Source organism: Corynebacterium sp. HMSC074A01 (genome assembly GCF_001831515.1).
Classification (GTDB): Bacteria; Actinomycetota; Actinomycetes; order Mycobacteriales; family Mycobacteriaceae; genus Corynebacterium.
The window spans coordinates 1-16,703 of record NZ_KV825621.1; the positions used below are offsets into that span (position 1 = coordinate 1).

Below are 16,703 nucleotides of genomic sequence, written 5' to 3' on the forward strand. Positions count from 1 at the left end.
ACTTCGCCAAGGCTGGGGTCGGTCACGGTGACGGTGATCGGGCCTGCCGCACCGGTGGCGGGATCGAGCTCAACCTCGCCGTTTGCGTTGAACTTGGCGGGGACGTTCTTGCCCGCTTTGTCCTTTGCGGTGACAGTGGTCTTGCCCTCGTGAACCTCGCCGACGGCGACACCTGCGGGCTGTGATCCGCGGCCCGGGTAGACGGTCTTCTCCCGGTACACGGTGACGGGAAGGAAGAAGGCCTTAGAGGTGGTGCCGTCGGCAAACTGCGCTTGGATGGGGACCTCGATCGTGCGGTGCGATGCGCCGTCGAGCAGCGCATCCTTCGCCCCGGGGTTCACGTTGATCGCGGGCTTGCCGCCCTGGTCTTCGATGCTGACCCAGTCGCGGTACGGCACGCCGTCGTCACCGGCGGGGATGAAGAATGTCGTGCCCTCTGGTGGGGCGATGCGGGGACCATCAGGGTCGCTCGCGTCGATAAAGAGCGGGGTGTCCGCCGTCTCAGTTTCGTTCATGCCGACGATGACAGCCTCATTGAGCACGGGGGAGTAGAGCCCAGCGTGGTCCACGTCCTTGATGTAGATCGGCAGGTTCACCGTGTCCCAGGAGCTCTCTGAGTAGTTGAAGGTGATTGGCAGCTCAACGTATTCGAGTGGGTTTGGGTCTTTTCCAGCGGTGATATGGATCTCAGAAAAGATCCGGTACTGCTGTTCCTCGTTCGGATCATCGCCGAGGGGCGAGCCTAGCGGCACATAGCTGATCTTGATCGTGTGGTCGCCGTCCTGGCAAGCGTCTTCATCCGCGCTGGCGTCGCAGAAGCGGTTCGCCTTGTTCTTGGCGTTGGCGAACTTTTTCTCGAACTTGGCACGCGCGTTGACGAGCAGCTCGCGCTTTTCACCCTCGATCTGGCGCTCCTCGACCAGGGGGTTGCCGTCCACGTCGGTCATCACCGGCCAGTGGCTGTCCACATGTTTTGGGTTGTTCGGGTCGAAGTCGGGATCGCTGACATCGATGACTTCGCTGTCGCCGTAGCGCACCGGGTCGCTCCACGCAACGCCGGGGATCTTCTTCGTCTCGCCGGGCTTAAGAATCAGCGGGTGTCGCTGGAACTTCGGCTGGTAGCGGACGTAATCGGGGAGATCCTCGTAGCTTAAGTTCCCCGCTTCGTCCACATACAGCGTGATTTCGGAGGTGTAGTCGCTCCCCTCCTGCCACGCCTTCACCTGCAGGGTATAGACACCCTTCGCGGCGTCTGCCGGGACTGTGCCTTCGACGCTGCCATCGGGGTGCACAGTGGCCCAGTCAGGGTTGACAAAGGGCTTCTCACCTGTCGCTACTCCCTCGTACCTGATCTCCTCCGGCGGAGTCCTGCGGTATGCATGGGGGAAGAACTCCCAGTACTCGGGCGCGTCGATGCGGAACGCTTTGCCTGGGGAGGCGGTGTAGTAGTTCGCGTAGGTGGGCTGGTAGGTCAAGAACCAGGGGAGTTTAGTTGTGCTGTACCCCGTGGTACCGATCAAGGTGCCGTCATTGTATCTGGGTAGATCCGCGAACTTGTCCAGGCGCGTTTCCGCGTTGAGCTCCCCACTAGCTTCTGCTGCCTGCGCGTAGACCGCGGTTGGCGCGACAACGCTGACTGCCGCGGTTCCGGAAATGGCCAGCGTTGCCGCCATTGATGCGGCGAGCGCCGGGCGCAGGTTGAGCGTGCGGGGAGTGGAAAACGGCCGCATTGAATTCCCTTTCTCAGATGACGGCGAGGTAAAGAGGCAAGTTGCGACGTCTCCGCCCGGCTCGGCGCACGTAAATCAAAGGCGATTGCCGTGTGAGGGAGCTGTGCGAAGTTTGTAGCAGCTTGGATTGGCCTTAAAAAGGCTTCTGTAGCGCATGGTACTTCATTGAAGCGCCATAAGCGGAAGTGAGAAGGATGACGCCTGCCCACGGAAGGGGGATACGAAAAAGCAGCGACCCAAAATCAAACGGGTCGCTGCGTGTGGCGTAGTTAGCGGCGGAAGTTGCTGATCCAGCGGTTCCAGGCCTGCTGTGCCTCGGAGGAGAAGCCTTGCTGCGGGGCTCCCGCCTCCCGCGGTGCAGGGGCCGGTGGCGCGCCCTGGTCGGCCTCAGGACCGATCTGGGTGTGTGCCTGGCCCTCCTGGGGTGCCGTGTTCTGCTCGGCCGACTGCGGTGCACCGCTCGGCGTCGGGGTGGCACCGGCCGGTGGTTCCGGCGCGGGCTCGCCGGCGGGGTCTGCGGGCTTCGGCTCCGCTGGCGTCGGCTCGGTCGTCGTCGAGCTGCCCTCGCCTGGAGCGCCCGGCGTGCCCGGCGTTTCCTGCGTGGAAGGCGCGGAGGACTCAGCGGCGCTCGGGGCTTCGGCAGCCTCGCCCTCGCCCTGCATCGCCGCGGCGGTGGTGGGCAGCACGGTGGTGGGGACCACGTTGGTGGGGCGGAAGACGCGGGTGGATGCCTGCTGCTGCGCGGTGCCTACGACCGCGTGCTGCGGGGCATAAGGGTCGGAGTTGAGGCTGTAGGCCTCGCCCTGGCCTTCCGTGCTGGGTTGTGCGAGGTTGACCTGCGGCTGCTGGGGCGCGGCGTCGGGGTTCTGCCCCGCGTCGTCGTCAGCCTGCTCGGAGCGATTATCCGAGGTCACCCGGGAGGTTTTGGAGACGGGGCTTTCCTTGCGCGGCTGCTCGCTTGTCGTCTCGGAGACGTAGCCGGCTTGGGCTGAGCGCTCGGAGGAGGAGGCGTTCCAGACGAAGAAGCCAATGACGATGGCGGCGACCATGCCTGCCGCCATAAAGATGCCGACGCGCGGCTTCTGGTTATCCACGGGTCCTCCTTCCCCGACTCAATTGTCACAACCTTATAACAATTACCCTGTTGCGCCTTTTATAGCACGCTTGTTATGAATTCTCCTGTTCAAGTGATCACAAACACATCAACACTGCCTCCGTGCCGGGTGAAGCAGAATCGTGGTAGACCTATGGCAAGTGCGCAAAATCCGCCCAAAAAGGAAAAGGAGATGCCGATGAGCGCGTGGGATGAGGAGATCTTCTCTGTCGAGGCCAATGTCGATTTTCTCGATGAGCTTGACTCGCTCGAGGAGGACGAGGCCGAGCAGGCGGTTATCGACGCCGCGTTGTTGGCCGCCAACCAAAACCCCGCCTCCGTCAGCGAGGATGAGCTGCTTAACGGCCGCGCCGCCGCGACGATCGTGGCGATCTGGGCCGGGGCTCCCTTTTCCGCCGGCGAGGTCGCCGAGACCTATCCCTTTATCCGCAACCGTCCCGCGACGGTGAGCGACGAGGCGATCGAGGCCGCGACCGCGGTGCTGGAGGGCGTCGGCGAGGAGGAGGCGGGCGCGAGCCTGGATCAGTTCCTCGAGGCGCTTGCGTAGGCGAGGGTGGCCATGATTATTGCCGTAGAAGGTATTGACGGGGCGGGAAAGCGCACCATTGTCCAGGCGATCCAGCGCGAGTACGGGGCGCGCACGTTTGCTTTCCCGCGCTACGAGGAGTCCATCCACGCGCAGCTGGCGCAGCAGGCGTTGCACGGGAAGATGGGTGATCTGACCGACTCGATTTACGGGATGGCCACCATGTTTGCGCTGGACCGCTACGGGGCGAAGGCGCAGATCGCCGAGTACGCGGAGACAGGTGTGCTGGTGTTGGACCGCTACGTGGCCTCGAACGCGGCCTACTCCTGGGCGCGTTCGGGGGAGACGGCGATCGTCGATTGGGTGGCGGAGCTGGAGTTCGGCCAGCTCGGGCTGCCAGTGCCGGACCTGCAGGTGCTGGTGGATACCCCGCCTGCGGTCGCGCAGGAGCGGGCGGTCAAGCGCGCAGCGGCGGACGAGGCGCGTGCGCGGGACCGCTACGAGCGCGACGCGTCCCTGCAGCAGGCCACCTACGAGGCGTACGTGGCGCTGGCCGAGCAGGGGTGGGCGAGCCGATGGCTTCGCACCACTGATGCAGGAACTATCATGCAAGCAGTCGAAGCCGTACGTTGAAGGAGCCCTGATGCAGCCGAAGATCCTCGTTGTTGATGATGACCCAGCCATCAATGAGATGTTGACCATCGTGCTGGAGGCAGAGGGCTTTGATACCTCTTCCGTCCAGGACGGCGCGGAAGCGGTGGAGGCCTTTCACGCGTACGACCCCGATCTGGTGCTCTTGGACCTGATGCTGCCCGGCGTCAACGGGATTGACATCTGCCGCGAGATCCGCCGGACTTCCGCGGTACCGATCGTCATGCTCACCGCGAAGACGGACACCGTGGACGTGGTGCTGGGCTTAGAGTCCGGGGCGGATGACTACATCACGAAGCCCTTCAAGCCGAAGGAGCTCATCGCCCGGATCCGCGCGCGCCTGCGCCGCGCCGACGATGAGCCTGCCGAGGTGCTCAAGATCGGAGACCTGACCATCGACGTGCCGCAGCACATGGTCAGCCGCGGCGACGAGGAGATCGCGCTGACCCCGCTGGAGTTTGACCTGCTGCTGGAGATGGCGCGCAAGCCGAACCAGGTGCACACCCGCGACGAGCTGCTGGAGACGGTGTGGGGCTACCGCAACGCCTCCGATACCCGCCTGGTCAACGTGCATGTGCAGCGCCTGCGCTCCAAGATTGAGCTGGACCCGGAGCACCCGGAGATCATCCTCACCGTGCGTGGGCTGGGTTACAAGACTGGTAAACCGGGGGTGTAGCCGATAAAGGGCAACGCAATCTGGCGGGCGAGAGAGCGCGTCGCAGAGTCGTGGCGCACCTCGCTGCAGGTGCGTTTCGTGGGCACGGTGCTCATCGTGTCCACCATCGTCATGCTCGTGTTGGGTTTCGCCATGGCCTCGGTGGTCACCCAGCGCATCACGCAGAGCAAGTTGGACGCGGCGAGCGTCGAGATCGAGCGTGCGCGCGTGGTGGTCGAGGAGCAGATCAACAACACTGGCAGCGCTTCCTCGCTGCAGGTGCGGCTGAACTCGGCACGGGCGGCGCTCACGCAGCGCTCGCAGGGCAGTTCCGAGGCAGCCAACGTCTACGACCCGGTCCTTCTGGTCAGCGGCGGCCCGGGTGCGGGCACGTCCTCGCCGGAGTCCTACTCCATCCCGGAGAAGCTCCAGGCGTTCGTGTCTGAGGGCAATGTGGCCTACCAGTTTTCCTCGGTCGAGCGCACCGACCGTTCCACCTACAGCGCGTTGATCATCGGCACGCCGACGAACGCGGACCTGCGCGACCTCGAGCTGTACTTGGTCTTGAACATGGACAACGAGGCGTCGACACTCGCGCTCATGCGCGGCCTCATCGCCTCGGCTGCGGTGATTGTGATCGTGCTGCTGGTGGGCATCGCGTGGCTGGCCTCCCAACAGATCGTCGCGCCGGTGCGCTCCGCCTCGCGCACCGCCGAGCGCTTCGCCAGCGGGCATTTGCGCGAGCGCATGCCTGTCGACGGCGAGGACGAGATGGCCGTGCTCGCGCTGTCCTTCAACAACATGGCGGACAAGATCTCCGAGCAGATCAACCACCTCGAGGAGTACGGCGACCTGCAGCGACAGTTCACCTCGGACGTCTCGCACGAGCTGCGCACCCCGCTGACCACGGTGCGCATGGCCGCGGACATGATCGCCGCCAACGAAGACGACCTCGACCCGGTGACCCAGCGCGCCTCGCAGCTGATGACCCGCGAGCTCGACCGCTTCGAGGCGCTGCTGGCCGACCTGCTGGAGATCTCGCGCCACGACGCCGGCGTGGCCGACCTGGCGCTGGCCACCATCGACGCGAAGACCCCCATCGAGTCTGCGTGGGCGCAGACCCAGCACCTGGCCGAGGAACTCGACGTGGAGGTCATCTTCGACCTGCCCGAGGAGCCGGTCAACCTGGAGGGCGACTCGCGGCGCATCGAGCGTATCGTGCGCAACCTGATTGCCAACGCCATCGACCACTCGGAGGGCAACCCGGTCGCTGTGTGCCTGCGGGCCAACGACGAGGCCGTGGCCATTACCGTCACCGACGGCGGCGTCGGGCTCAAGCCCGGGCAGGAGGAGCTGGTGTTCAACCGCTTCTGGCGCGCCGACAAGTCGCGCAAGCGCCACTCCGGCGGCACCGGCCTGGGCCTGGCGATCGCGCGCGAGGACGCGGTGCTGCACCACGGCCAGCTGGATGCGGCGGGCCAGCCCGGCGTCGGTGCGCAGTTCCGCCTCGTGCTGCCGCGCCACCCGGAGCAGGGCTACACGGAAGCCCCGCTGCCGCTGGTCGCGCCGGGCGAGGATGAGCAGAATGCGGAAGGCGAACAGGCGCGTCCGCTGGTGGCGCGTACGAAAGAGGAGGCGGCAGATGGGCGTGACTAGGAAGGCGAAGGTGGTGGCGTGGGCGTCGATAATCGCCCTGACCTCGGGGTGTACCTCCCTGCCCACAAACTCCGACCCGCACGTGCTCCACAGCTTTGACGCGCAGACGGCGGCCGAGCCCGATGCCCGCCCGATCGAGGGCCGCGAACCGGACCTGCTCCTGCGCGACTTCTACGCCGCCTCGGCGCTGCCGGCCGCGGATTACGAGGCCGCGCGCGCCTTCCTCACCGGCGACGCCCGCTCGGCCTGGGACCCGCGCGTGCAGACGCTGATCGTGGACAATATCGGCGTGACCACACTCGTGGGCGGCGCCGGGACCAAGCGCAGCTACAGCGTGCACGGCGACGTCGTCGGCGAGCTGCACGACGGCGGCGCATTCACGCCCGAGCACGGCAGCTACGAGGCCACCTTGGAGCTCGAGCTTGTCGACGGCGAGTGGCGCATCTCCTCACTCCCGTCCGGCGTCGTGCTGGAGCGCTCCGAGCTGCGCGAGCAGTACCAGCCCTACAACCTCTACTTCTTCGACCCGGCCGGCAACGAGCTGATCACCGACCGCCGCTGGGTGGTCTCGCGCCGGGAGTCGCTGCCGAGCGCCCTGATTACGCTTTTGACCGGCGGCCCGTCCGAGCGGCTCGCCCCGGCGGTGGAGGAGTCGTCCCCGGCGCACCTGACGGGGGAGAACGACGCGATCGCGTACGCGGGGATGGAAGACGGCGCGTACACCTTCACCGGCTTCGGCGGGCTCGATGAGAAGGCGCGCAAGCAGTTTGCGGCCCAGGTGGTGTGGACGTTGGCCTCTGCTGGCGTGACCGGGCCGTACAATCTGCGCGCCGACGGCGAGGTGCTTTTCGACGGCGCCGACGCGCTGACCGTCGACGACTTCGCCGAGTTCAGCCCGCTGGTGGATCTGGTTGGCGAGACGACGCTGTACTCGCTGGCCAACGGTCGCGTCTCGCGTGTCAGCGGCGGCACCGCGCACCAGGTCGAGGGCGCGCTCGGCGAGGCGGGCGACGCGCTGACCGCCGACATCTACGGCGAGAAGTACTGGGCCGGGGTCTTCGGCAAGGCCGGCGGCAACAACGAGGAGCACGACGAGGACAAGGACGTCTTCCGCGTCGGCGAGTTCGGCGGGCGCGAGGAGGACATCGTCGAGGGCACGACGTTTTCCCGGCCCACCTTCGAGCCCGACGCCGCTGCGGTGTGGGTCGTGGCCGACGGCACGAAGGTGCTGCGCACCATCCAGTCCGGTGCGACCGACGAGATCATCACCAGCGAGGTGGACGTCGAACTACCGGAGGGCGTCGAGGGCAACATTTCGGTGCTGCGCCTGTCGCGCAGCTCGGCGCGCGTGGTGATGGTGATTGATGGGCGGCTCTACACCGGGATTGTCAAGCGCGGCGCGACCGGCGAGCGCTCCGTGGTCAACGTGGTGGAGTACGCCTCCGAGCTGGGCGAGTCGGTCATCTCCGCGGACTGGCAGCCGGACGGCTCCCTGCTCGTGGGCACCTCCAGCGGGCTCTCGCCGGTGATGCGCGTCGAACAGGACGGCTCCGGCAGCACCACCTTGTCCGCGGGCAACATCTCCGCGCCGGTGGTGGCGGTGGGTACCTCGCCGAACATGCTGTACGTCACCGACTCGAACGCGCTGCTGCAGATGCCGGTTTCCGGCAGTGACAACCCGCTGTGGCGTGAGGTGCCCGGGCTGCTCGGCACCCGCGCCCTGCCGATCGTGGCGCGCAACTAGCACCATGCTGGGGGAGGTGGCGGACCTGCTGTTGCCGCGCTACTGCGCGGGCTGCGGGGAGCCCGCCGAGCGCTGGTCGGTGCTGTGCGCGCGGTGCCGTCGCCTGCTTGCGCGGCCCCCGCAGCGGGTGTTCCCGAAGGTGGCGGTGCCCGCCCCGGTCTTCGCGCTCGGACCGTACGCGGATGCGCACCGCGGGGTGATTCTGGCGATGAAGGAGCGCAATAACCTGGCGGTGCGCGCGCACGTCGGCGCGGTGCTGGCGGCGGCGCTCGAGCACTTGGAGGTGCGCGGGGACATCGCGGTCGCGGACGCGCTGGTCCCCGCCCCGACGCGCAAAGCCAACGCGCGCGCCCGCGGCGGGGACCCGGTACGTGCGGTGTGCGAGGCGAGCGGGCGCGCTACCTGCCCGGCGCTGACGCTGCGCAGCACAACGGCAGACCAGACCGAGCTGGACGAGGCCGGCCGGCGCGCGAACTTGCAGGGGGCGGTGCACGTGCGAAAACTGCCTGCCGGTAGCGTGGTGGTGGTCGACGACGTCGTCACCACGGGGGCAACGCTCGAGGCCAGCGTGGCTGCACTGCTTGCGCGCGGGGTGGGCGTAGCGGGGTGCGTCACACTCGCGGAAGCGTGAGACGCAGGAAACTGGCAGGAACTTCTTCCCCTCAAAGCAACACATTGGTTATGACCAGTTGTATAGTTGGGGTAGACCGAGTTCCTACTACTCTAGGGAGGAAGCAGATGACTTCTGCAGAGCACAACGACAGCCTGAGCCCCAACGCACAGGTGACCATCACCGGCCGAAATGTCGAGGTCCCAGAGCACTTCCAAGAGCGCGTCAACGCCAAGCTCGCAAAGATTGAGAAGCTTGACCCCTCGCTCACGTTCTTTAATGTGGAGCTGCAGCACGAGCCCAACCCGCGTCGAGAAGCACAGGCACAGCGCGTGCAGATCACCGCAACCGGCAAGGGTCACCTCGCCCGCGCCGAGGCGAAGGAGGACAGTTTCTACGCTGCCCTCGAGTCCGCACTGGGCAAGATGGAGCGCTCGCTGCGCAAGGTGAAGGTGCGTCGCCAGGTGGCGCGCTCCGGCCACCGCGCGCCGAAGTCCACCGGCAAGATCGCGGCCGAGCTGGCACGCGAGGCAGAAGAGGCACGCGCACAGGCAAAGGACAACTTCGAGACGGATCCGTACGCAGACACCGTCGAGGATGTGGTGCCTGGCCAGATCGTGCGCCGCAAGGAGCACTCCGCCACCCCGATGAGCGTGGACGATGCGCTGTCCGAGATGGAGCTGGTGGGCCACGACTTCTACCTCTTCGTGGACGAGGAGACCAACCAGCCGTCCGTGGTGTACCGCCGCCACGCCTACGACTACGGTCTGATCGCCCTGACCGCTGAGGCGAAGGAAGCCTAAGGGCTAGACCAGTACGCCCGCCACGGCCTTGTGTCGTGGCGGGCGTTTGGCGTATTCACACCAAATTGTGCGAGGTTGCGCAGACAAGCGGTTGTCAAGGCACGCTGCCTTGTGCGTACAATTGCGGGTTGGTACACCTTAAGTAACTTTTTTGTGCTCGTACTTTTGCACTGACTACCGAAGGATTCACAGAACGTGTTTGGACTTTCCAAGTTGCTCCGCGCCGGTGAAGGGCGCACCGTCAAGCGTTTGTCAAAGATTGCTGACCAAGTCATTGCGCTGGAGGGTGAGTACGAGAAGCTCACTGACGAGGAGCTCAAGGCAAAGACCGACGAGTTTAAGCAGCAGATCGAGGACGGGGCGTCGCTGGACGACCTGCTGCTCGACGCGTTCGCGACCGCCCGCGAGGCGTCCTGGCGCGTGCTGGGACAGAAGCACTACAAGGTGCAGATCATGGGTGGCGCGGCACTCCACTTCGGTAGCGTCGCCGAGATGAAGACCGGTGAGGGCAAGACCCTGACCTCGGTGCTGCCCGCGTACTTGAACGGCCTGTCCGGCAAGGGCGTGCACATCGTCACGGTGAACGACTACCTGGCTAAGCGTGACGCCGAGATGATGGGCCGTGTGCACCACTTCCTGGGCCTGGACGTGGGCGTGATTCTTTCCGAGATGCGCCCGGACGAGCGCAAGAAGTCCTACGCCGCGGCGATTACGTACGGCACGAACAACGAGCTCGGCTTCGACTACCTGCGCGACAACATGACGCGCTCGACCAGCGAGATGGTGCAGCGCGGCCACAACTTCGCCATCGTGGATGAGGTTGACTCGATTCTTATCGACGAGGCGCGTACCCCGCTGATCATTTCCGGCCCGGTCGACGGGTCGAGCCAGCTCTACACCGTGTTCTCCCAGCTCGCCCCGCGGATGCGCGAGGGCAAGCACTACGAGGTGGACCGCCGCAAGCGCACCATCGGCGTGACCGAGGAGGGCGTGGAGTTCGTCGAGGACCAGCTGGGTATTGGCAACCTGTACGCCCCGGAGCACTCGCAGCTGGTCAGCTACCTCAACAACGCGATTAAGGCGAAGGAGCTCTTCGAGCGCGATAAGGACTACATCGTGCGCCAGGGTGAGGTGCTTATCGTGGACGGGTTCACGGGCCGCGTGCTCGCGGGCCGTCGCTACAACGAGGGTATGCACCAGGCGATCGAGGCGAAGGAAAACGTCGAGATCAAGAACGAGAACCAGACGCTGGCGACGATTACGCTGCAGAATTACTTCCGCCTCTACGACAAGCTGGCCGGCATGACCGGTACGGCGGAAACCGAGGCGGCCGAGCTGCACCAGATCTACAAGATGGACGTGGTGCAGATCCCGCCGAACCGTCCGAACCAGCGCCAGGACCGCGACGACCTGATTTACAAGACGCAGGAGGCGAAGTTCGCGGCCGTGGCCGAGGACATCGCGGAGCACTCGGAGAAGGGTCAGCCGGTGCTGGTGGGTACCACCTCCGTGGAGCGCTCCGAGTACCTCTCCCAGCTGCTGACCCGCAAGGGTGTCAAGCACAACGTGCTGAATGCGAAGCACCACGAGGAGGAGGGCCGCATCATCGCCGAGGCGGGCCTGCCGGGGCGTGTGACCGTGTCCACCAACATGGCTGGTCGCGGTACCGATATCGTGCTGGGCGGCAACCCGGAAATTCTGCTGGATGCGAAGCTGCAGGAGCAGGGCCTCGACCCCTTCGAGGACGAGGAGCGCTACCAGGAGGCTTGGAACGAGCAGCTGCCGACGGCGAAGGAGCGCTCGAAGCAGCTTGGCGACGAGGTCCGCGAGGCCGGTGGCCTCTACGTCATCGGCACGGAGCGCCACGAGTCGCGCCGTATTGACAACCAGCTGCGTGGCCGCTCCGGCCGTCAGGGCGACCCGGGCGAGACCCGCTTCTACCTGTCCATGCGCGACGAGCTGATGGTGCGCTTCATGGGCCAGTCGATGGAGAACATGATGAACCGCCTCAACGTGCCGGACGATGTGCCGATCGAGGCGAAGATGGTCTCGAACGCGGTCAAGGGTGCCCAGGCGCGCGTGGAGAACCAGAACTTTGAGATGCGTAAGAACGTGCTCAAGTACGACGAGGTACTCAACGAGCAGCGCAAGGTGGTCTACGGCGAGCGCCAGGAGATCCTGGCCTCCAAGGACATCAAGGACCAGGTGCGCCGCATGATCGAGGACACCGTCGGCGCGTACGTCGACGGCGCGACCCGCGAGGGCTACGTCGAGGACTGGGATCTGCGCGAGCTGTGGCACGCGCTCGAGTCCCTCTACGGCCCGACGGTGACGGCCGAGGAGCTCATCGAGGGCTCGACCTACGGCAGCCCGGGCGAGATCAGTGCGTCCGAGCTGCGCCAGGCGCTTGTCGACGATGCGCAGGCCCAGTACGACGCCCTCGAGGAAAAGATCGCCGAGATCGGCGGCGAAGAGCAGATGCGCAACCTCGAGCGTTCCGTGATCCTGCCGGTGATCGACACCAAGTGGCGCGAGCACCTCTACGAGATGGACTACCTGAAGGAGGGCATCGGCCTGCGCGCGATGGCGCAGCGCGACCCGCTGGTGGAGTACCAGAAGGAGGGCGGCGACATGTTCGCGGCGATGAACGAGGCCATCCAGGAGGAGACCGTGCGTCAGCTGTTCTTGATGCGTAAGCAGTTCGAGAGCCAGGACGAGCAAGCGGCGCAGGCGTAACGCCCGTAGACTCACTACAAAGACGTACTAGGCGGAGAAAGGCGAGCACGCATGCAGGGACTGATTTTTGATTACGCAGGTGTCCTTGACCAGGACAAAGAGGATGAGCAGCGCTGGCGCGAGCTGATCAAGGCGGTCAAGGCCCAGGACATCAAGGTGGGCATCCTCTCCAACGAGGAGGCGGACAGCCCGCTGGCGGAGGCGATCCGCGAGTGGGAGTTCCGCGGCGACGTGGACGCGGTGGTGCTCTCCGGCGAGATCGGGATTGGCAAGCCGGACCGCGCGGCCTTCCAGGCGGCGGCGGATGCGATCGACGTGATCATCAACGACTGCGTGATGATCGACGACGATATTGTGAACGTCCGCGCGGCCGTGGAGTTCGGCATGATCGGCATCCTGCACACGGCGTTCGACCGTACGTCGGTGGAGATCCAGTCGCTGTTTGACGTCGAGGGCGAGTTTTAATGCGCGTCTACATCCCCGCCACCTTCGGGATGCTCGAGAGCCTCAACGACACGGGTGTGCTGCACGCCCGCAACGGTTGGGGCTTCGCCGCCACGGACGAGCTGACGGAGTTCTTCACCTCGGGTGACCAGGAGGAGATCGAGGCGATCGCTTTCGACGACGCGGCGTTGGCGTCAATCCGCCTGCTCGCGATTGGCGACGAGGAGCGTTTCCCGCACCGCCGCGTGGTGGTCTCCGCTGACGTGGAGGCAAGTGGCGAGCCGGACATGGGCGAGTCGGTGGTCAAGGTCGCGGGCCCGGTCGAGCTGAAGGACGTCGCCGCGGTGCACGTGGACGTGCGCGAGGCCGAGGAGGCCACGCGTAAGGCCATCGAGTGCATCGACGCCGCTGATCTGGGCGACGAAGACGCGGAGCTGACCGTGGGGGACGCCCAGGACCTTTACATGGCCTTCTTCGACCCCAGCGAGCTACCTTTCCTCATCGAGTTGCTTTAGCTCCCACTCGTTATTCGAGTGCAGCGCCACCAACAGGTGGCGCACCGCCGCCGCCCGCCTGCCTACAGGCGAGTCGGCGGCAAAGTTGTCGAGGGCGCACTCCGGGTCCGCGGGCGGTCCCAGGTGCGTGCAGCCGCGGGGGCAGTCGGCGGATGCCTCGGCGAGGTCCGGGAAGACGTCGATGATCTGATCGGGCTGCACGTGCGCAAGCCCGAAGGAGCGGATGCCGGGGGTGTCGATGATCCAGCCGCCGCCTGGCCCGTCGAGCTCGAAGGCGACGGACTGGGTGGAGGTGTGGCGACCCTTGCCCACGCCGGAGACCTCGCCGGTTGCGCGCTCGGCGTCCGGGACGATGCGGTTGACCAGAGTGGACTTGCCGACGCCGGAGTGGCCGATGAGGGCGGTGACGTGGCCGTCGATAAGCGAGCGCAGCGTTGCCAGGTCATCGGCGGTGCCGGTGCGCAGCACGGTGACGTCCATGTCGGCGATCTCGCGCTCGAATGCTTCCGGGTCTTCCAGGTCGGATTTGGTCACGCACACGACGGGGCGGACGCCGCCGACGAAGGCGGCGATCAGCGCGCGCTCGACAAAGCCGGTGCGCGGCGGGGGATCGGCGGCGGCGACCACGATGAGCAGCAGCTCCGCGTTGGCGACGATGATGCGCTCGTAGGGGTCCGTGTCGTCGGCGGTGCGGCGCAGCACCGAGGCGCGGTCGGCGCGCTTGACGATGCGCGCCATCGTATCCTTCGCGCCCGAGGTATCGCCGACGACGCCGACTCGGTCGCCGATTTCGATGCTGGTGCGCTTCAGTTGGCGTGCGCGCACACAGTTGACCAGCGTGCCGTCATCGAGCACGACGCCCCAGCGCCCGCGGTCCTTCGTGACCACCATGCCGAAGCGGGCGTCCTTGTGGCTCGGGCGGTCTTTTGAACGCGGCCGCGAGCCCTTGCCGGGGCGGACGCGGACGTCGGACTCGTCGTACTCGTCGTAGCTGGAGAAGCGACGGGCCATTAGCGCCCCACCATGGTTTCCCACATTTGCGCGAAGCCGGGCAGCGTCTTGGAGGTGGTGTCGATGTTTTCCACCTCGACGCCGTCGACGACCAGCCCGAGGATCGCGCCGGCGGTGGCCATGCGGTGGTCCGCATACGAGTACCAGGTGCCGCCGTGCAGCGGTGCCGGGGTGATACGCAGCCCGTCGGGCAGCTCCTCGCAGTTGCCGCCGAGGCGGTTGAGCTCCGTGGTCAGCGCCTCGAGGCGGTTGGTTTCGTGGCCGCGAAGGTGCGCGATGCCGGTCAGCTCGGAAGGGGTGGACGCGCACGCTGCGAGCGCGGTGACGGTGGGGGTGAGCTCGCCGATGTCACTCATGTCGATGCGGATGCCCTGCAGCTCGCCGTTCTGCGGGCCGCGGACCTCTAAGGTGTGGTCCGGGCCGGTGGCGACGAGCTCGACCTCGCAGCCCATGCGCTCCAAGATGTCGCGGATCACGTCGCCCGGCTGCGTGGTGGTAATCGGCCAGTGCGGCACGGAGACCACGCCCCCGGTCACTGCGGCGGCGGCGAGGAAGGGCGTGGCGTTGGAAAGGTCCGGCTCTATGACCCAGCGATTGGGCTGAATCTGCTGTGGCTCGACCTTCCAGGTGTTGCCCTCGGCCTGCACGCGCACCCCGGCCTGTGCCAGCATGTCCACCGTCATCTCGATGTGCGGCATGGACGGCAGCGTGCCGCCGGAGTGGGTGATCGTCACGCCGCGTTCAAAGTGCGGTGCGGCCAGCAGCAAGCCGGAGACGAACTGGGAGGAACCCGAGGCGTCGATAGTGACCTCGCCGCCGGGCGCGGACCCGGTGCCGTGCACGGTGAAGGGGAGCGAGTCGCCCGCGACGGAGACGCCGAGGTCGCGAAGGGCGTCGAGGATGGTGCCCATGGGGCGGGACTTGGCTTGCACGTCGCCGTCGAAAAGCACGGGGCCCTGCGCGAACGCGGCCACGGGCGGCACGAAGCGCATCACGGTGCCGGCGAGCCCGCAGCCCACCTCCGCGGCCTGAAGCTCGGACGGGGTCACGCGGATTCCTTCGCCTTCGCGGGCGAAGCGGGTGCCCATCGCGGCGAGTGCGGACTCCATCAGCTCGGTGTCGCGCGAGCGCAGGGCACCGACGATGAAGGATTCGCCCTGCGCGAGGGCGGCGAGGATGAGTGCGCGGTTGGTCATCGATTTGGACCCCGGCACCGCCTGCGTGTGCGAGACGGGGGCGGGGGCGTACGGCGCTGGCCACAGATCAGTCATGCGTCCATCATAATGGAGGCATGTGTGGACGTTTCGTGCTTTTCACCACCGGCGAGGCGCTCGTGGACGCGGTAGCCGCCCTGCCCGGCGCAGGCCACGTCGCCACCCCCGATGGCACCCCGCCGCCGCGCTACAACATCGCCCCGACCCAGCAGGTCGCGCTCGTGCGCTTCGACGCGTCCGGCGCGCGCATCGACGCCGCGCGCTGGGGCCTTCTCCCGACGTGGAAAAAGGACGACTCCGGCCCGTCCCTGTTCAACGCGCGCGCCGAAACCGTCGCGCAGAAGCCCTCCTTCCGCTCCGCCTTCGCCCATAAACGCGGGCTGATGCTTCTCGACGGCTACTACGAATGGCTCCCCACCGAACACGGCACAAAACAGCCGTATTTTGTCGCTGCAGAATCAGGCATGCTCTACGCCGCCGCGCTGTGGGAGACGGGCTTGGATCGCCTTTCCACCACGATGGTGACCACTGACGCCACCGAGAATATGGCGTGGCTGCACCACCGCCTCCCGCTCTTCCTCGGCGCGGATGAGGTTGCGCAGTGGGTCGACGGGACCCCGGAGGAGGCCGCGGAGCTTTTGGCACCGTCGCGGGTAGCGGACACGCTGCGCTGGCGCGAGGCGGACCCAGCGGTGGGCAACGCCCGCAACGAGTACGCCGGGCTTATCGGTGAGGGGCCGATGGGGAAGACGCGGCCCTAGTCGGTCGAGATCTCGGCGAACTTGGCGCCCGCGAGCGCGGCGAGGTCGTTTGGCGACAGCTCGAGCGAGAGTCCGCGCTGGCCGGCGGAGACGATGATGGTGGGGAAGGGGGACACGGAGGCGTCGATAAGCACTGGCAGCTTTTGTAGTGTGCCCAGCGGCGAGATGCCGCCGACGATATAGCCTGTGGCATGCTGGGCTTTCTTCGGCTCCGCGAGCTGCGCCTTCTTCCAGCCCAGCGCCTTTGCGGCTGCCTTGAGCGAGAGGTGGCCCGCGACCGGCACGCAGCACAGCGCCATCTCGCGCGGCTGCGCGGTGTTGGACACCACCAGGGTTTTCAGCGTGGCGCGCGGGTCGACGCCGAGTTGTTGCACGGAGTGCTCACCGAAATGATCCTGGCTCGCGGTGTACTCCAGCACGGTGTGCTCGACGCTGTTGGCTGCGGCGATGGCGCGGGTGCGCGCGGACATGTGAGGCTCCTTCTCGCTTGGCGTATGGGCCGATCCTACGCCTGGGAAAGTGGCCTACAATAG

16 protein-coding genes are annotated in these 16,703 nt (G+C 66.4%); 11 read left to right on the top strand and 5 right to left on the bottom strand.

Annotated elements, in window-relative coordinates; all coding sequences use genetic code 11:
• Positions 1 to 1,730 (bottom strand): hypothetical protein (locus tag HMPREF2550_RS07670; protein ID WP_141760561.1); only part of this gene is annotated, 1,730 nt, incomplete at its 3' end.
• Positions 1,731 to 1,999: 269 nt separating this feature from the next.
• Positions 2,000 to 2,824: a hypothetical protein gene (locus tag HMPREF2550_RS07675; RefSeq protein ID WP_070790577.1), complete on the bottom strand. Its 825-nt coding sequence runs from the start codon at positions 2,822 to 2,824 to the stop codon at positions 2,000 to 2,002.
• A 198-nt stretch (positions 2,825 to 3,022) separates the two neighbouring features.
• On the opposite strand from HMPREF2550_RS07675, the gene HMPREF2550_RS07680 reads away from it, so the two are divergent.
• The 10 genes from HMPREF2550_RS07680 (at position 3,023) to HMPREF2550_RS07725 (ending at position 13,184) form a co-directional block, all read left to right on the top strand.
• A complete protein-coding gene (locus HMPREF2550_RS07680) occupies positions 3,023 to 3,391 on the top strand; it encodes a DUF4259 domain-containing protein (RefSeq protein ID WP_070790593.1) in 369 nt (122 codons plus the stop codon).
• A gap of 12 nt (positions 3,392 to 3,403) precedes the next feature.
• Positions 3,404 to 4,003: a dTMP kinase gene (locus HMPREF2550_RS07685; protein WP_070790578.1), complete on the top strand. Its 600-nt coding sequence runs from the start codon at positions 3,404 to 3,406 to the stop codon at positions 4,001 to 4,003.
• A 10-nt stretch (positions 4,004 to 4,013) separates the two neighbouring features.
• Positions 4,014 to 4,697 carry an MtrAB system response regulator MtrA gene (gene mtrA, locus HMPREF2550_RS07690; protein WP_070764586.1) on the top strand — a complete coding sequence of 228 codons (684 nt, stop codon included), beginning with the start codon at positions 4,014 to 4,016 and terminating at the stop codon, positions 4,695 to 4,697.
• A 63-nt stretch (positions 4,698 to 4,760) separates the two neighbouring features.
• Positions 4,761 to 6,332 carry an MtrAB system histidine kinase MtrB gene (gene mtrB / locus HMPREF2550_RS07695; RefSeq protein WP_070764585.1) on the top strand — a complete coding sequence of 524 codons (1,572 nt, stop codon included), beginning with the start codon at positions 4,761 to 4,763 and terminating at the stop codon, positions 6,330 to 6,332.
• The gene (gene lpqB / locus HMPREF2550_RS07700) at positions 6,319 to 8,076 is read left to right on the top strand and encodes an MtrAB system accessory lipoprotein LpqB (RefSeq protein WP_070790579.1); all 1,758 of its coding nucleotides are present in this window, start codon (positions 6,319 to 6,321) and stop codon (positions 8,074 to 8,076) included. The genes mtrB and lpqB overlap by 14 nt, the downstream gene beginning before the upstream one ends.
• A 4-nt stretch (positions 8,077 to 8,080) precedes the next feature.
• On the top strand, positions 8,081 to 8,707 hold the full coding sequence (locus HMPREF2550_RS07705) for a ComF family protein (protein WP_070790580.1): 627 nt from the start codon (positions 8,081 to 8,083) through the stop codon (positions 8,705 to 8,707).
• Positions 8,708 to 8,814: 107 nt separating this feature from the next.
• Complete coding sequence (gene hpf / locus HMPREF2550_RS07710) at positions 8,815 to 9,489, top strand: ribosome hibernation-promoting factor, HPF/YfiA family (RefSeq protein ID WP_038588841.1); 675 nt, start codon at positions 8,815 to 8,817, stop codon at positions 9,487 to 9,489.
• 195 nt (positions 9,490 to 9,684) lie between these two features.
• On the top strand, positions 9,685 to 12,225 hold the full coding sequence (gene secA / locus HMPREF2550_RS07715) for a preprotein translocase subunit SecA (protein WP_070790581.1): 2,541 nt from the start codon (positions 9,685 to 9,687) through the stop codon (positions 12,223 to 12,225).
• 51 nt (positions 12,226 to 12,276) lie between these two features.
• Positions 12,277 to 12,690 carry an HAD-IA family hydrolase gene (locus tag HMPREF2550_RS07720; RefSeq protein ID WP_070764581.1) on the top strand — a complete coding sequence of 138 codons (414 nt, stop codon included), beginning with the start codon at positions 12,277 to 12,279 and terminating at the stop codon, positions 12,688 to 12,690.
• The gene (locus HMPREF2550_RS07725; protein ID WP_070790582.1) at positions 12,690 to 13,184 is read left to right on the top strand and encodes a DUF6912 family protein; all 495 of its coding nucleotides are present in this window, start codon (positions 12,690 to 12,692) and stop codon (positions 13,182 to 13,184) included. Before HMPREF2550_RS07720 ends, HMPREF2550_RS07725 begins: the two co-directional genes overlap by 1 nt.
• On the opposite strand, the gene rsgA is transcribed toward HMPREF2550_RS07725, so the two are convergent.
• Together rsgA and aroA are read right to left on the bottom strand one after the other, a co-directional pair.
• A complete protein-coding gene (gene rsgA, locus HMPREF2550_RS07730) occupies positions 13,158 to 14,195 on the bottom strand; it encodes a ribosome small subunit-dependent GTPase A (RefSeq protein ID WP_070790583.1) in 1,038 nt (345 codons plus the stop codon). The genes HMPREF2550_RS07725 and rsgA overlap by 27 nt on opposite strands.
• Complete coding sequence (aroA, locus tag HMPREF2550_RS07735; protein WP_070790584.1) at positions 14,195 to 15,466, bottom strand: 3-phosphoshikimate 1-carboxyvinyltransferase; 1,272 nt, start codon at positions 15,464 to 15,466, stop codon at positions 14,195 to 14,197. The genes rsgA and aroA overlap by 1 nt, the downstream gene beginning before the upstream one ends.
• A gap of 20 nt (positions 15,467 to 15,486) precedes the next feature.
• Between aroA and HMPREF2550_RS07740 the strand changes: the two genes are divergently transcribed.
• Entirely contained in the window at positions 15,487 to 16,170 is a 684-nt protein-coding gene (locus HMPREF2550_RS07740; RefSeq protein ID WP_070764577.1) for an SOS response-associated peptidase, read from the top strand.
• On the opposite strand, the gene HMPREF2550_RS07745 is transcribed toward HMPREF2550_RS07740, so the two are convergent.
• A complete protein-coding gene (locus HMPREF2550_RS07745; protein ID WP_070764576.1) occupies positions 16,167 to 16,640 on the bottom strand; it encodes an aminoacyl-tRNA deacylase in 474 nt (157 codons plus the stop codon). The two genes, HMPREF2550_RS07740 and HMPREF2550_RS07745, sit on opposite strands and share 4 nt — an antisense overlap.
• Positions 16,641 to 16,703 lie beyond the last annotated feature (63 nt).

Excerpts from the sequence above, each read along its gene's own strand:
- HMPREF2550_RS07680 (WP_070790593.1), top strand. The coding sequence starts at position 3,023 with ATGAGCGCGTGGGATGAGGAGATCTTCTCTGTCGAGGCCAATGTCGAT.
- HMPREF2550_RS07685 (WP_070790578.1), top strand. The coding sequence starts at position 3,404 with ATGATTATTGCCGTAGAAGGTATTGACGGGGCGGGAAAGCGCACCATT.
- mtrA (WP_070764586.1), top strand. The coding sequence starts at position 4,014 with ATGCAGCCGAAGATCCTCGTTGTTGATGATGACCCAGCCATCAATGAG.
- lpqB (WP_070790579.1), top strand. The coding sequence starts at position 6,319 with ATGGGCGTGACTAGGAAGGCGAAGGTGGTGGCGTGGGCGTCGATAATC.
- HMPREF2550_RS07705 (WP_070790580.1), top strand. The coding sequence starts at position 8,081 with ATGCTGGGGGAGGTGGCGGACCTGCTGTTGCCGCGCTACTGCGCGGGC.
- hpf (WP_038588841.1), top strand. The coding sequence starts at position 8,815 with ATGACTTCTGCAGAGCACAACGACAGCCTGAGCCCCAACGCACAGGTG.
- HMPREF2550_RS07720 (WP_070764581.1), top strand. The coding sequence starts at position 12,277 with ATGCAGGGACTGATTTTTGATTACGCAGGTGTCCTTGACCAGGACAAA.
- HMPREF2550_RS07725 (WP_070790582.1), top strand. The coding sequence starts at position 12,690 with ATGCGCGTCTACATCCCCGCCACCTTCGGGATGCTCGAGAGCCTCAAC.
- rsgA (WP_070790583.1), bottom strand. The coding sequence starts at position 14,195 with ATGGCCCGTCGCTTCTCCAGCTACGACGAGTACGACGAGTCCGACGTC.
- aroA (WP_070790584.1), bottom strand. The coding sequence starts at position 15,466 with ATGACTGATCTGTGGCCAGCGCCGTACGCCCCCGCCCCCGTCTCGCAC.
- HMPREF2550_RS07740 (WP_070764577.1), top strand. The coding sequence starts at position 15,487 with ATGTGTGGACGTTTCGTGCTTTTCACCACCGGCGAGGCGCTCGTGGAC.
- HMPREF2550_RS07745 (WP_070764576.1), bottom strand. The coding sequence starts at position 16,640 with ATGTCCGCGCGCACCCGCGCCATCGCCGCAGCCAACAGCGTCGAGCAC.